Below are 14,069 nucleotides of genomic sequence, written 5' to 3'. Positions count from 1 at the left end.
GTAGTGAAAGTTACGTGCCTTATTTTTACCTTTGGTAACCCAAATTTTAGTCGTTTATGGAAAGTGCTGTGAGTCGTGTTTTCTTGTTTTACATAAGTCACTACCGTATATTTGCACATACATACGAAACATGGTTAAATATGAGAAGGTCTCGGCAGAGTGTACTTTAAACAGCCCGCACTGCATATATGAGCGCATGCAAATATGACACGAGACTCTGAACATGTTAAAATATTTTGTAAGGTGTTCACGTTTCATGCTTGCTGCTTCCGTTTTAATGGGACATAAGGAAGCGGATGAATACAGGTGTTCATTTTAATAAAGAAAAGAGGTTGGTCGTGATGAGTCTCGTCCCTATGGTTGTGGAACAAACGAATCGAGGAGAACGATCTTACGATATTTACTCGCGGTTGCTTAAGGATCGTATTATTTTCCTAAGTGGCCCGATTGATGACGATGTCGCCAATCTCGTCATTGCACAGCTATTGTTCCTTTCTGCGGAAGATCCAGAGAAGGATATTAATTTGTACATTAACTCGCCAGGCGGTTCTGTAACTGCGGGCATGGGTATATATGATACAATGCAATTCATTAAGCCGGACGTATCGACGATCTGTGTAGGCATGGCTGCAAGTATGGGTTCGTTGCTGCTAACAGCGGGTGCACCAGGCAAGAGATACGCACTTACCAACAGTGAAGTCATGATCCATCAGCCGCTCGGTGGCATTCAGGGGCAAGCCTCCGATATGCTGATTCATGCGGACTGGATTATCAAAACACGTGCTAAGCTGAATCAAATCTATGTAGAGCGTACGGGTCAGCCCCTCGAAAAAATCGAACGTGATACTGACCGGGATTTCTTCATGGAAGCGGAAGAGGCAAAAGCATACGGTATCATTGACCAGGTGCTGTCTAAACCGATTAATCTGTAAAGGGGTGGCTCTATGTTTAAATTTAATGATGAAAAAGGACAATTGAAATGTTCTTTCTGCGGTAAATCTCAGGATCAGGTTCGCAAGCTTGTTGCTGGACCGGGCGTATATATATGTGACGAATGCATTGAGTTATGCACGGAGATTGTAGAAGAGGAATTGGGTCATGAAGAAGAAGTAGATCTGAAAGACATTCCGAAACCAATGCAAATCCGTGACATTCTGGACCAATATGTCATTGGTCAGGATCAAGCGAAAAAATCGTTGTCTGTAGCGGTATATAATCACTACAAACGTATTAATACTCAAAACAAAATTGATGATGTGGAACTGCAAAAAAGTAACATTTTGATGCTTGGACCTACAGGTTCGGGTAAAACGTTGCTTGCGCAAACCATGGCTAAAATTTTGAACGTTCCTTTTGCTATCGCAGATGCCACTTCCCTTACGGAAGCAGGTTATGTGGGTGAAGACGTTGAAAATATTTTGCTGAAACTGATTCAAGCTGCCGATTATGATGTGGAAAAAGCCGAACGCGGCATTATCTACATTGACGAAATTGATAAAGTAGCCCGCAAATCCGAAAACCCGTCCATTACGCGTGACGTATCGGGTGAAGGTGTACAGCAGGCGTTGCTTAAAATTTTGGAAGGCACGGTTGCTTCTGTACCTCCGCAAGGCGGTCGCAAGCATCCACATCAAGAGTTCATTCAAATTGACACCACGAATATCCTGTTCATTTGCGGTGGTGCCTTTGATGGTTTGGAGCAAATGATTAAACGCCGTATCGGTAAAAAGGTCATCGGCTTTAACGCTACTAGCGAACAAAAAGATCTGAAACCAGGCGAATATACTTCAATGGTATTGCCTGAGGATCTTTTGAAATTCGGTCTGATTCCGGAGTTTGTAGGACGTTTGCCGGTTATTTCTACGCTGGAGCCGCTTGATGAGAACACATTGGTTCGTATTTTGTCTGAGCCGAAAAATGCGTTAGTCAAGCAGTATCAGAAGATGCTTGAACTGGATAATGTTACTTTGGAGTTTAAGCAAGATGCTCTGGAAGCCATTGCCCGTGAAGCCATCAAGCGTAACACGGGTGCCCGTGGTCTTCGTGCGATCATTGAAGGCATTATGCTGGATGTGATGTATGAGGTTCCTTCCCGTGATGATATCACTACTTGCGTCATCAATGAGCAGGTTGTAAAAGATAAAATCGCACCGGAACTCGGTGGTACAGATAAGGATAAAAAACAAGAAGAGAGCGCCTAAGGATTGATACTTCGCGATCTCTAAAACATGAGAAGCCGGATCTCCACTTCACTAAACCTGTATGAGGTTTTAAGGGGTGGAGGTTTGGCGTTAATGGGAGAGAAAAGTACATGTTCTTAAGACAAGACACACGTCCCGTTAAAGTCGGGAATCTGACGATTGGCGGCAGCAATGAAGTCATCATCCAAAGCATGTGTACAACCAAAACAGCAGATGTGGAAGCAACTGTAGCCGAGATTCTTCGCTTGGAAGAAGCCGGATGTCAACTGGTGCGGGTTACCGTCAACAATGAGGAAGCTGCCGCAGCCATTAAGGAAATTAAAAAACGGATTCATATTCCGCTGGTTGCAGATATTCACTTTAATCACAAGCTGGCTCTACTGGCAATTGAAAATGGAATTGATAAGGTTCGCATTAATCCAGGTAACATTGGACGACGTGAAAAAGTGGAAGCTGTCGTTAAGGCATGTAAGGAAAAAGGGATTCCAATTCGGATTGGTGTGAACGCCGGGTCGTTGGAACAGCATTTACTTGATAAGTATGGCTACCCTACGCCAGAAGCGATGGTAGAAAGCGCACTGTATCATATCGGGATACTGGAAGAGCTTGATTTCCATGACATTATCGTGTCATTGAAGGCGTCTGATGTTCCTATGGCGATTGCCGCTTACACGAAGGCAGCTGAAATTATTAAATATCCGCTCCATCTGGGTATTACCGAAGCTGGGACGCTCTTTACGGGTACGGTTAAAAGCGCGGCAGGTATGGGCGCTTTGCTGGCATCAGGCATCGGCTCCACAATGCGTATTTCGCTCAGCGCCGATCCGGTGGAAGAAGTGAAGGTAGCACGTGAGTTGCTCAAGACGTTTGGATTGATCACAAACGCAGCTACACTGATTTCTTGTCCGACTTGCGGACGTCTGGATATTGATCTGTTCTCTATTGCTAACGAGGTAGAAGACTACATTGCAAAACTCAAGGTACCGATTAAAGTATCAGTACTGGGTTGTGCAGTGAATGGCCCGGGTGAAGCGAAGGAAGCTGATATCGGAATTGCCGGAGCGCGCGGTGAAGGCCTTTTGTTCCGTTATGGAAAAATGATTCGCAAAGTACCTGAGGCTGATATGGTCGAGGAATTGAAAAAAGAAATTGATATCATCGTCAAGGCATATGAGGAAACAGGGAAAATCCCTGGACGTGAAGAACGTCATACCGCCGAGAAGGTGTAGGCAAAAGCAGTTATTATAAAGAGGCATAGTCATAATCTATTGTCATCATTTATACGCCGTGGAGAGCAGCTCTGCTACAGAACTGTTCTTCGCGGTGTTTTTGTATTTCTCTCTGATCTTTTGAAAGACCGCCGTTTAGCTATCGCGGAAAAGGAAATACTGTTTTTCATAGAGCGGCATTTTTCAAATTGCTGAGATGAGAAACGGAGGAAATACGATGGACTTGACTATGATTTTGTTATTGGTGCAAATGTTTTTCGGGATTGTTATTGGTCTGTATTTCTGGAACCTCCTGCGGAGCCAGAAAACGAACCGTAGTGCGGTGGATCGAGAATCCCGGAAGGAATTAGATAAGCTACGCAAATTGCGTTCAATTTCACTTACCAAACCATTGGCTGAACGCACACGTCCTGCCACATTACAGGATATCGTGGGTCAGAAGGACGGATTGCGCGCGCTCAAGGCGGCGTTATGTAGTGCGAATCCGCAGCATGTCATTATTTATGGCCCGCCGGGTGTAGGGAAGACGGCTGCTGCACGCGTGGTGTTGGAAGAGGCGAAGAAGAATCTGTCATCCCCGTTCAAGGGAGATGCCAAATTCACGGAGATTGATGCCACGACGGCCCGCTTTGACGAGCGCGGTATTGCGGACCCGCTGATAGGTTCAGTACATGATCCAATCTATCAAGGGGCAGGAGCGATGGGGGTGGCGGGTATCCCGCAGCCTAAGCCTGGAGCTGTAACGAAGGCACATGGGGGTATGCTGTTCATTGATGAGATTGGTGAGCTGCATCCAACGCAGATGAATAAACTGTTGAAAGTGCTGGAGGATCGCAAGGTATTTTTGGAAAGTGCGTATTACAACTCGGAAGATTCGCATACTCCTGCTTATATCCACGATATATTCCAAAACGGTTTGCCAGCGGATTTTCGTTTGGTAGGTGCGACGACCCGTTCGCCGCATGAGTTGCCACCTGCGATTCGCTCCCGGTGCATGGAAATTTATTTCCGTGCCTTGCAGCCACAGGAGATTGCCCGTATTGCTGAGGATGCTGTCCACAAGCTAGGCTTTGGTCCTTGTCCTGAGGCGGTAGAAGTTGTACAGCGTTACGCAACGAACGGTCGGGAGGCGGTCAATATGATCCAGCTTGCTGCTGGTTTGGCACTTACCGAGAAAAGGGAACGTCTCAATGCTTCCGACGTGGAATGGGTAGCGGGCAGCAGTCAAATTCAGCCGCGTCCTGACCGAAAAATACCGGGCTTGCCGCAAATCGGATTTGTTAATGGTTTAGCTGTATACGGTCCGAACATGGGAATGCTGCTGGAAATTGAAGTTACCGCGGTTCCGGTTCCTGAGGGAAAGGGAAACTATAATATTACAGGAGTCGTGGATGAGGAAGAAATCGGAGGTGGGTCCCGCACACTGCGCCGTAAGAGCATGGCTAAAGGTTCTGTGGAAAATGTTCTGACCGTTTTGCGTACGCTCGGATTGGCTCCGTCGAATTACGACCTGCATATCAATTTCCCCGGGGGTACGCCGGTAGATGGCCCGTCCGCAGGAATTGCGATGGCAACAGCTATTGCTTCCGCGATGCGGGGAATTCCGGTGGATCATGAAATTGCTATGACCGGCGAAGTTAGCATCCATGGTCGTGTCAAACCGATTGGTGGTGTATTAGCCAAAGTTGAAGCCGCTTTTCAGGCGGGAGCCAAAAAAGTGATCATTCCGCAGGATAACTGGCAAGCTCTTTTTGACAGCATTGAGGGTCTAAAAGTCATCCCCGTACAGTCGGTTACAGAAGTGTTCCGACATGTGTTTGGGGAAGAGATGACGTCGGATTTGCCTGTACATGCGCCAATTGAGACTTTTCGCCCATCCCAATCTTCCTTGTTACAGGCTGATGGAACGCATAACGGGACGATATCAGATACAGGATCTTGCTGATAAACCACCCTTTCATTGGTTTTTTCATAAAACATTTGATAAAATATGAAAGATAGCAACGTGAGGATTGTAAAATCCGGAACCTGAGAATCACTGGAGGTGCGAAAGCGATGGGACCCACCAAGACAAAAGGTCGTCGTTTTCCTTTGTTGCCTTTAAGAGGGCTTCTGGTCTACCCGAGCATGGTTCTGCATCTCGATGTGGGCCGGGAAAAATCGGTCAAGGCTTTGGAAAAAGCGATGGTTGAAGACAATTTGATTCTCCTGTGTTCTCAATCAGAAGTAAATATTGAAGAACCCACACAAGAGGACATCTTTCGAGTCGGCACGGTAGCCAAGGTACGTCAGATGCTCAAGCTTCCTAATGGAACCATTCGAGTATTGGTGGAAGGGCTGGAACGCGCCGAGATTATTCAATATACGGACAATGAAGAATATTACGAGGTAATGGCGAAGGAGCTGCACGAGGCAGAAAACGTACAGCCTGAGACGGATGCGCTTATGCGCACTGTATTAACTCAGTTCGAGCATTATATCAACTTGTCCAAAAAGGTAACACCGGAGACTCTCGCTGCGGTATCCGATATTGAGGAGCCAGGACGGCTTGCAGACGTGATCACAAGTCACCTGACGCTCAAAATTAAGGAAAAGCAGGATATACTGGAGACGATCGACGTTACTCAGCGTCTGGAGAAGCTTCTGGATATTTTGAACAATGAGCGTGAAGTACTGGAGCTGGAACGTAAAATCAACCAGCGTGTGAAGAAGCAGATGGAAAAGACGCAGAAGGAGTATTATCTGCGTGAACAAATGAAGGCAATTCAGAAGGAACTTGGTGAGAAGGAAGGTCGCGCAGGAGAAGTTGAAGAACTACGCAACCAGCTAAGTGAACTGGAGTTGCCTGTTCCGGTGAAGGAGAAGGTTGAAAAGGAAATCGACCGTCTGGAAAAAATGCCAGCAAGCTCTGCCGAGGGTGGCGTCATCCGTAATTATGTTGATTGGTTGTTAAGCTTGCCATGGAACAAGTTTACCGATGATGATCTGGATATCGTCAAAGCTGAAGAGGTACTCAATAACGACCACTACGGACTGGATAAACCCAAGGAGCGTGTATTGGAGTATTTGGCTGTACGTAAGCTGGTGAAGACCATTAAGGGACCGATTCTGTGTCTTGTAGGTCCGCCAGGGGTCGGCAAGACCTCGTTGGCTCGTTCGATTGCCAAATCCATGGGTCGGGAATTTGTCCGCATCTCTCTCGGAGGTGTGCGGGATGAAGCGGAAATCCGTGGTCACCGCCGGACTTATGTTGGCGCGATGCCAGGGCGGATCATTCAAGGGATGAAGACCGCAGGAACGTCTAATCCGGTATTTTTGCTGGATGAGATTGATAAAATGGCTTCCGATTTTCGAGGGGATCCATCGGCGGCATTGCTTGAAGTGCTTGATCCTGAACAAAACAATACGTTCAGTGACCATTTTGTCGAGCTGCCGTTTGATCTGTCCAATGTGATGTTTGTAACGACAGCCAATGCTGCACACAACATCCCGCGTCCGCTAATGGACCGCATGGAGACACTCTATATTCCTGGCTACACCGAACTGGAGAAGCTGGAAATTGCCAATCGGTACCTATTGCCCAAGCAGAAGAGAGAGCATGGCTTGGACGAGGAACAACTGGTTATAGGGGAGGATACGTTATTGCGTGTCATTCGCGAATATACCCGTGAATCTGGTGTACGGAATCTTGAGCAGCAAATGGCTTCTCTGTGCCGCAAGGCGGCGAAGTCCGTTGTATCTGGTGGCGAAGGCCCGATTCAAATCACACCGGATAATCTGAAGGATTATCTAGGTATCGCTAAATTCCGTTACGGTGTTGCAGAACTGGAGGATCAGATCGGTACGGTTACAGGTTTGGCATGGACAGAAGTCGGTGGTGAAACATTGATGATTGAAGTGACGGTCGTACCTGGTAGCGGTAAACTGATTCTTACGGGTAAACTGGGAGACGTTATGAAGGAATCTGCACAGGCGGCATTCAGCTACACTCGTTCGAAAGCAGTTGATCTGGGCATTGAACTGGACTTTTATGAGAAAAATGATATCCACATTCATATTCCTGAGGGTGCGATTCCGAAGGATGGCCCATCTGCAGGAATTACTATTGCTACCGCATTAATTTCAGCTTTGACCAACCGTCATGTATCCAAAGATGTGGCTATGACGGGCGAAATTACTCTGCGTGGTCGTGTATTGCCGATTGGTGGTTTGAAAGAGAAGTCGCTGGCTGCCCATCGGGCAGGCTACAAAAAAATTCTGCTTCCCAAAGATAATGAACGGGATTTGAAGGATATTCCCGACAGTATCCGGCAGGATGTTGAATTTGTCCCCGTTGCCCATATGGATCAGGTGCTAAAGCATGCTTTGGTTGAGCAGGCAAGGGTACATTAGAGAGGAATTAAGGACACAATGAAAGTAACAAAAGCAGAATTTATAATAAGTGCGGTTGGTCCCGATCAGTTTCCTGTGGACGCTTTGCCAGAGATTGCTCTGGCGGGGCGCTCCAATGTAGGAAAGTCTTCACTGATTAATCGGTTGATTAACCGTAAAAATTTGGCGCGTACCAGTTCTACGCCAGGTAAAACCCAGCAACTCAATTATTACCGGATTAATGATGATCTCTATTTTGTCGATTTTCCCGGTTACGGTTACGCCAAAGTATCCAAAACGTCCCGCAAGGCTTGGGGGCAGATGATTGAGTCTTATTTGCTGGAGCGTGAGCCACTCAAACTGGTGCTTCAAATGGTAGATTTACGCCATCCGCCCTCCAAGGATGATATCATGATGTATGATTGGCTGCGTCATAATGGGCTTCCCGTATGTGTTGTAGGCACGAAGGCAGATAAGATCCCTAAAACGCGACGAGAAAAGCATTATAAAGTAATCAAGCAGGAACTCGGAATACTTCCCGGGGGATTGTTTATCCCCTTTTCATCCGAAGAAGGTATGGGCAAGGAAGAGCTGTGGTCTGTCATCTCCAGCTATATAGAGAATGACGACGAAGAGCAGGCGGAATTGTAAGGCTAGGGACGTCCTTAAGGGCGTCCTTTTTTCATGATTCGGGCTTCGGGAAAATAAACTTACTAAAACGGTAGGAATAATATATAATAACTAAAGGAACTCGTGGACTTTAAGCAGAAAAGTGAGTGTATATGGAGGATAATGCAGTCTCAACCTCATTATTTTCTGTTTTTTTCGATGTATGGCGGAAATTTATGATTGATGTGCAAGAAAAGCACTGTAGGTCTGATGTATAATAAAGCATAAAGCTTAAACTTATAGGTTCAGGAAAGAATTGAGGAGATTGGTATGGCTCAGCGGTTAGCCACAGAGTATGTTAAAACCACATTGACCTTGTCGGAAACTCAAATGGACGAATTTTTGCGGGCAGTGGATGATCCGCAGGTGCATTACCACATTAAAGTTCTGGATAACGGAAGTCAGGAAATCGTTCTGGAGCATAGTGCGGGTGAGGAAGTTCATTTGTTTTTTGAAGCCAAAGAGGGAGCATTAGTGTGTGAATTGACTTGCCGCTTAATTCATCCGCAACTAACCCTATTTATACGCAAACTTTTTGTTCGTTTTAAGGGTGAAGGCATCGTTTACCGAATGTATCAAGGATTCACTATGGTGTATTTTTATAATGAAGGTACGGTTCGTAAAATTATGGAGAAGAATGCCGCAGGCTCTAAGCTGGTATTTGAATATAAAAATACGGTACAGGAACTGCAACAGCTTTTTCAGCATCAGAACGTCGAAAATGAAATATCAGACGTATATCATCTCATTAATTCGTTGCTTGACCAGCGGAATTTGGCGCGCACTTTCTCGGAGTTGGAACAGATTGACCACAAGCTTCGAATGAGTTGCTCGAAATTATTTGCACTTGAAGCTTAATAAGGCATGAATATATGGAATGAATCGTTATGCAGTGTAGTCCCTTTCTTTACCGAAAGGGGCTTTTTTATTCCAAAAAAATGATTGCATTTGCTGCACATAGATGTTATTTTTAATCTCGTTGAAAATGAATATAGGAACCAGGATTCACTCAGGACATTGAATGTTGCGAGAGGTTATTCCCTCGGGAAGTGAATGACGTAGGTCCTAGCGGATGAAATTTTTTCAAACATTTTATTCCTAGGAAGGGGGAACCGAAAGATGGAATTGGAGTACTCAACTTTCGGAAGACACGTTGCCGTAGATACTTGGGGTGTTGAGTTTGAATTGCTGAATGATGCGCAGCTTTTGGAGGCTCAATTAGTTGAAGCAGCTGAAGCTTGCGGAGCAACGGTGATGTCCGTTCAATCCAAGCAATTCGAACCACAGGGAGCTACCGTGCTTGTACTGTTGTCGGAGAGTCATCTCTCTATTCATACGTATCCTGAGAGAGGATTTGCCGCTATTGATTGTTATACTTGCGGTGAGACTGTCGATCCGCAGCTGGCTATTGATTACCTGGTATCCGTTCTAAAACCGAAAAAAACATATGCGAAGAAGCTGATTCGCGGCTTGGGAGAACTTCAGGTGGAATCACCGGAGTGCAAGCTGGCCGAGTTAGTGTAAATCGTTCTTTATGGAGCCATTTGTGCGTCCTATATTATAACCATGGAACATTTCCATGGTTATTTGTTTTAAAAGTGGTTTACACTAAATCAAATCATACAGAACGTGCTAGATGTTCATGAAAGCCATCCAATTTTCATAAACAATTCATAAAACAGCCGGAGGAGATTCGGACTTCTGTGATATAATTAACATAGTTTATGATAACAGTGGTTATTCTTATTACAGTTTAGGCAGGTGAATTTGCAATGCACATCGTCGTTGTTGGGTTGAATTATCGTACGGCGCCTGTGGAAGTCAGAGAGCGTTTTACATTTGCAGAACAAGATTTGCCAAAAGCGCTGGAACAACTCAAACTTACCAAAAGTGTGTTGGAAGGCGTAGTTGTCGCAACCTGCAATCGGACTGAAATATATGTTGTGGTGGACCGCCTTCACATGTGCGGTTATTTTATACGCAGTTTTATGGAGCAATGGTTTGGCATTCCGCGTGATCAATTTACACAACATTTATATATATATGAGGACGAGCAGGCGATTCGGCATTTGTTCCGTGTGACTTGTGGTCTTGATTCTATGGTAATCGGAGAAACACAAATTTTGGGACAGGTAAAGAACGCTTTTCTTCAGGCTCAATCCCAGAAAATTACGGCAACGTGGTTTAATATGTTGTTTAAGCAGGCCGTCACATTGGGCAAGCGTGCCCATTCGGAGACGTCTATTGGAGAAAGTGCCGTATCTGTCAGCTATGCAGCAGTTGAGCTGGGCAAACGGATTTTCGGGATGTTTACCGATAAAAAGGTACTGATTCTCGGTGCTGGTAAAATGAGCGAGCTTACTGTTAAGCATTTGTACAGCGGCGGAGCAGCCGAGGTTATTGTAGCAAACCGAACCTTGTCCCGTGCGGAAGACCTTGCCTCCAAGTTTCATGGAACGCCGGTTACGATGGAGGAAGGCATGAATCGGTTGGCGGATGTGGATATTGTTATTAGCTCGACAGGTGCCCAGGGTTATATTCTGGATCGGACTCGGGTTGAAGCAAGTATGAAACGTCGACAGTCCCGTCCTTTGTTTATGATTGATATTGCGGTTCCGCGTGATCTCGACCCGGCTATTGGTGAATTACAGAATGTTTTCCTGTACGATATTGATGATCTGGAAGGGATCGTGGAGAGCAATTTGGAAATGCGCCGTACCGAAGCTACAAAAATCGAGCATATGATCGAAGATGAGCTTAGCGAGTTTTATCAATGGTTGAAAACGATGGGAGTGCGTCCGGTGATTCGTGCATTACAGGAAAAAGCGGAGTCTGTACATCAGGATACGTTGGAAAGCTTGTTCAATAAGCTTCCCGAGCTGGATGAACGGCAACGCAAAGTGATTAGCCGCTTGACGAAGAGTATGCTGAATCAGATGATGCATGATCCGATCAATCGGGTAAAGGAACTGGCTGTCCAAAAGCAGGGAAATGAGGCCCTAGACATGTTTAGCCACATTTTTGCTCTGGAGGATCGTTTGGATGACGCCGCTCAGAAAGTAGATAAAAGCGATGCATCTGCGTTAATGAAACCGGAAGCCGGTGTTCATGAAAAGACCGTTCAGGCTCAGGCTTTGCCAGCGTCGTTTGCGCCGGCCAGCCTGTAAAGGTGGGTGAACAGACGTGGCTTCAGGCATGCTTATATATGATTCAATGATTTATGTTTTTGCCCTGAGCCTTCTGTTTGTATTCTCGGATGGGATTCGTCGCAATGCGAATGCTAAACGGACAGGTACAGGGCTTCTTGTTGTCGTTCTGGTGCTCCAGCTTGCTTATATGGGGATAAGAACCTGGAATGAAGGGCATCTTCCTATTTTCGTGACCTATGATTTTCTATTTCTGTTCTCAGTTATTTTGGTACTGATTTCTTTGATTCTGACACGTTATCAGCGATCCGAATTTGCGGTATTGCTGCTTAATATTATTAGTTTTGCAGTGCTAGTGCTCAACAATATATGGATGAAGCCTCTCGACAACCCGCTTGGAAATTGGCATACAGTGCATGGGCTGCTCCTGATTCATATTGCGCTGGCTAATCTTGGTTTTGTAGCAATGACGGTAGCGGCTGTATTTTCGGGGTTATATCTGTTTTTGCATCGTAAATTGAAAGTAAAGAAATGGAATGACACGATCAGGCGCCTGCCGAGTCTGGAAATGATGGATCGGTATACGCATATGGCGCTGTTGATTGGTACTCCTTTGCTGGGAGTCTCTATTGTAGTTGCCGTTATTTCTATTATTGCCGAGGAACGCTGGCGTCTCTTGCTCGATACCAAGGTGCTGATGACAGCGATTGCCTTGTGCGTGTATATTGTATTTTTAGTGAGCAAAAGATTGAATCAGCGTTCAGGGCTTGTGATGGCAAAGTGGGCATTGGTGGGCTACACGCTATTGATTCTTAATTTTTTGCTGAATTCCTGGTCTGTATTTCATCAGTGGACGGGAGAGTGAAAAGCCTTTTGCAGCATTTTGTCCCGATTTCGTTGAATTGTAAGAATAGGATCTGTTGTGTTGTAGGTGGCGGTAGGATTGCGGAACGAAAGGTAAAGGGGATGATGGAAAGTGGGGCATTCATTACCGTCATTAGCCCGAATATAACGCCGGATTTACAGGTTCTGGCGGATCACAAGCAGCTCCACTGGGTAAATCGCGTATATCGCGAGGGTGACCTCCAGGGAGCCTTTCTTGTATATGCGGCGACGAACCAGAGAGAAGTGAATTATGAGGTTGCGCATGAGGCCAGACAAAGGGGTATACTGGTAAATGTGGCGGATCGATCGGAAGATGGAGACTTTATAACGCCGGGTATCATTCGACGAGGAAGATTGACGATTAGTATTTCCACAGAAGGGGCTGGCCCTGCTGTGACCGCTGATATTACATCAGCTTTGGATACGTTGTTTGGTAGCGAATACGAGCCATATCTGGATTTCATGCACGATATGCGACAGATCATCAAACATAAGATAAGTTCTCCACAGCAAAGGACCAAACTACTGAGGCGCTTGGCGAGTAGCGGAATTTTGGATCAAATACGCCGTCATGAATTTATGGCTTGGACCGAAAAAGAAATAGACCTATGGATTGCGCAAAATCAGGAGGAATAACATGCGAACAATTGTGGTAGGCAGCAGACAGAGTGCGCTGGCGTTAACTCAGACCGGGCATGTCATTGAAGATTTGAACGCGCTGTGCGCGGAGCATGGAATGGATTTGCAATTTGTCGTGAAGAAAATCCTGACCAAGGGTGATCGAATATTGGATGTAACCTTGTCCAAAGTGGGTGGCAAAGGGCTTTTTGTCAAAGAAATTGAACAGGCCATGCTGGCTGGTGAGATTGATATGGCAGTACATAGTATGAAGGATATGCCTTCCGAATTACCGGAAGGGCTTGTCAACGGCGCTGTGCCGCGCCGTGAGGATCCACGTGATTGCCTGATCACATTGGGCGCCAAGAGCCTGGAGGATTTGCCTCAAGGGGCAAAGGTGGGCACGAGCAGCCTGCGCAGAGCCAGTCAAATCAAGTCCATGCGACCTGATCTACAATTGGAGCCTGTGCGTGGTAATATTGATTCCCGTCTGAAAAAGCTGGAGACGGAAGGTTTTGACGCTATCATTTTGGCGGCAGCAGGCTTGCATCGGATGGGCTGGAAAGAGCGAATTACGTCCTATATACCGGAAGAAGACTGTTTGCCGGCGGTTGGGCAGGGAGCGCTGGGTATTGAATGTCGTGCGAGCGACGAAGAGCTATTGGCCTTGCTGCGCCTTTACAACGACCGGGATACCTCGGCTACCGTTGCGGCAGAACGAACCTTTCTGGGCGTGTTAAATGGGGGATGTCAAGTGCCGATCGGGGCTCATGCGGTCTGGGCTGGTCAAGAAATCAGCCTCACGGGCATGGTAGGATCGCCAGATGGCGAGTTTATTTTGAAGGAAACGCTCCAGGGAAATGATCCGCAAAAGCTGGGAGAAGCGGTGGCGGCCAGTTTGATAGCCAAAGGAGCGGAACAGATTCTGGCGCAGGTGAGGGGATGATAGC

The 14,069-nt window shown here is 46.3% G+C and carries 12 protein-coding genes; all 12 read left to right on the top strand.

What is annotated here, in order from left to right:
• Window positions 1-341: 341 nt before the first annotated feature.
• The 12 genes from clpP (at window position 342) to hemC (ending at window position 14,065) form a co-directional block, all read left to right on the top strand.
• On the top strand, window positions 342-932 hold the full coding sequence (gene clpP / locus MKX30_RS08310; RefSeq protein ID WP_016324659.1) for an ATP-dependent Clp endopeptidase proteolytic subunit ClpP: 591 nt from the start codon (window positions 342-344) through the stop codon (window positions 930-932).
• 12 nt (window positions 933-944) lie between these two features.
• Window positions 945-2,201, top strand: a complete 1,257-nt coding sequence (clpX, locus tag MKX30_RS08305) for an ATP-dependent protease ATP-binding subunit ClpX (RefSeq protein WP_023989972.1) — start codon at window positions 945-947, stop codon at window positions 2,199-2,201.
• 110 nt (window positions 2,202-2,311) lie between these two features.
• The gene (gene ispG / locus MKX30_RS08300; protein ID WP_023989971.1) at window positions 2,312-3,430 is read left to right on the top strand and encodes a flavodoxin-dependent (E)-4-hydroxy-3-methylbut-2-enyl-diphosphate synthase; all 1,119 of its coding nucleotides are present in this window, start codon (window positions 2,312-2,314) and stop codon (window positions 3,428-3,430) included.
• Window positions 3,431-3,647: 217 nt separating this feature from the next.
• On the top strand, window positions 3,648-5,375 hold the full coding sequence (lonB, locus tag MKX30_RS08295) for an ATP-dependent protease LonB (RefSeq protein ID WP_076160836.1): 1,728 nt from the start codon (window positions 3,648-3,650) through the stop codon (window positions 5,373-5,375).
• 110 nt (window positions 5,376-5,485) lie between these two features.
• A complete protein-coding gene (gene lon / locus MKX30_RS08290; protein WP_023989969.1) occupies window positions 5,486-7,822 on the top strand; it encodes an endopeptidase La in 2,337 nt (778 codons plus the stop codon).
• A gap of 18 nt (window positions 7,823-7,840) precedes the next feature.
• Complete coding sequence (yihA, locus tag MKX30_RS08285; RefSeq protein WP_053325975.1) at window positions 7,841-8,452, top strand: ribosome biogenesis GTP-binding protein YihA/YsxC; 612 nt, start codon at window positions 7,841-7,843, stop codon at window positions 8,450-8,452.
• Between the two features lie 288 nt (window positions 8,453-8,740).
• Window positions 8,741-9,328, top strand: coding sequence for a hypothetical protein (locus MKX30_RS08280; RefSeq protein ID WP_023989968.1), 588 nt, complete (start codon window positions 8,741-8,743; stop codon window positions 9,326-9,328).
• A 267-nt stretch (window positions 9,329-9,595) separates the two neighbouring features.
• Window positions 9,596-9,994 (top strand): adenosylmethionine decarboxylase, encoded by a 399-nt coding sequence (speD, locus tag MKX30_RS08275; protein WP_053326605.1) that lies wholly within the window; start codon window positions 9,596-9,598, stop codon window positions 9,992-9,994.
• Between the two features lie 248 nt (window positions 9,995-10,242).
• Window positions 10,243-11,637 (top strand): glutamyl-tRNA reductase, encoded by a 1,395-nt coding sequence (gene hemA / locus MKX30_RS08270; protein ID WP_013311616.1) that lies wholly within the window; start codon window positions 10,243-10,245, stop codon window positions 11,635-11,637.
• Between the two features lie 16 nt (window positions 11,638-11,653).
• Window positions 11,654-12,481, top strand: coding sequence for a cytochrome c biogenesis protein CcsA (gene ccsA, locus MKX30_RS08265; protein ID WP_023989966.1), 828 nt, complete (start codon window positions 11,654-11,656; stop codon window positions 12,479-12,481).
• An 8-nt stretch (window positions 12,482-12,489) separates the two neighbouring features.
• Complete coding sequence (locus MKX30_RS08260) at window positions 12,490-13,137, top strand: precorrin-2 dehydrogenase/sirohydrochlorin ferrochelatase family protein (RefSeq protein WP_028541572.1); 648 nt, start codon at window positions 12,490-12,492, stop codon at window positions 13,135-13,137.
• A gap of 1 nt (window position 13,138) precedes the next feature.
• Entirely contained in the window at window positions 13,139-14,065 is a 927-nt protein-coding gene (hemC, locus tag MKX30_RS08255; RefSeq protein ID WP_023989964.1) for a hydroxymethylbilane synthase, read from the top strand.
• The last annotated feature ends 4 nt before the right edge of the window (window positions 14,066-14,069 follow it).

Origin of the sequence: Paenibacillus sp. FSL P2-0173 (assembly GCF_038008045.1) — a bacterium.
GTDB lineage: Bacteria > Bacillota > Bacilli > Paenibacillales > Paenibacillaceae > Paenibacillus > Paenibacillus polymyxa_B.
Note: the sequence above shows the minus strand (reverse complement) of the source record. Positions and strands in the feature narration are given on the sequence as shown.

Bases quoted from the DNA above. Each gene is read 5' to 3' on its own strand.
- clpP (WP_016324659.1), top strand. From the start codon at position 342: ATGAGTCTCGTCCCTATGGTTGTGGAACAAACGAATCGAGGAGAACGA.
- clpX (WP_023989972.1), top strand. From the start codon at position 945: ATGTTTAAATTTAATGATGAAAAAGGACAATTGAAATGTTCTTTCTGC.
- ispG (WP_023989971.1), top strand. From the start codon at position 2,312: ATGTTCTTAAGACAAGACACACGTCCCGTTAAAGTCGGGAATCTGACG.
- lonB (WP_076160836.1), top strand. From the start codon at position 3,648: ATGGACTTGACTATGATTTTGTTATTGGTGCAAATGTTTTTCGGGATT.
- lon (WP_023989969.1), top strand. From the start codon at position 5,486: ATGGGACCCACCAAGACAAAAGGTCGTCGTTTTCCTTTGTTGCCTTTA.
- yihA (WP_053325975.1), top strand. From the start codon at position 7,841: ATGAAAGTAACAAAAGCAGAATTTATAATAAGTGCGGTTGGTCCCGAT.
- MKX30_RS08280 (WP_023989968.1), top strand. From the start codon at position 8,741: ATGGCTCAGCGGTTAGCCACAGAGTATGTTAAAACCACATTGACCTTG.
- hemA (WP_013311616.1), top strand. From the start codon at position 10,243: ATGCACATCGTCGTTGTTGGGTTGAATTATCGTACGGCGCCTGTGGAA.
- hemC (WP_023989964.1), top strand. From the start codon at position 13,139: ATGCGAACAATTGTGGTAGGCAGCAGACAGAGTGCGCTGGCGTTAACT.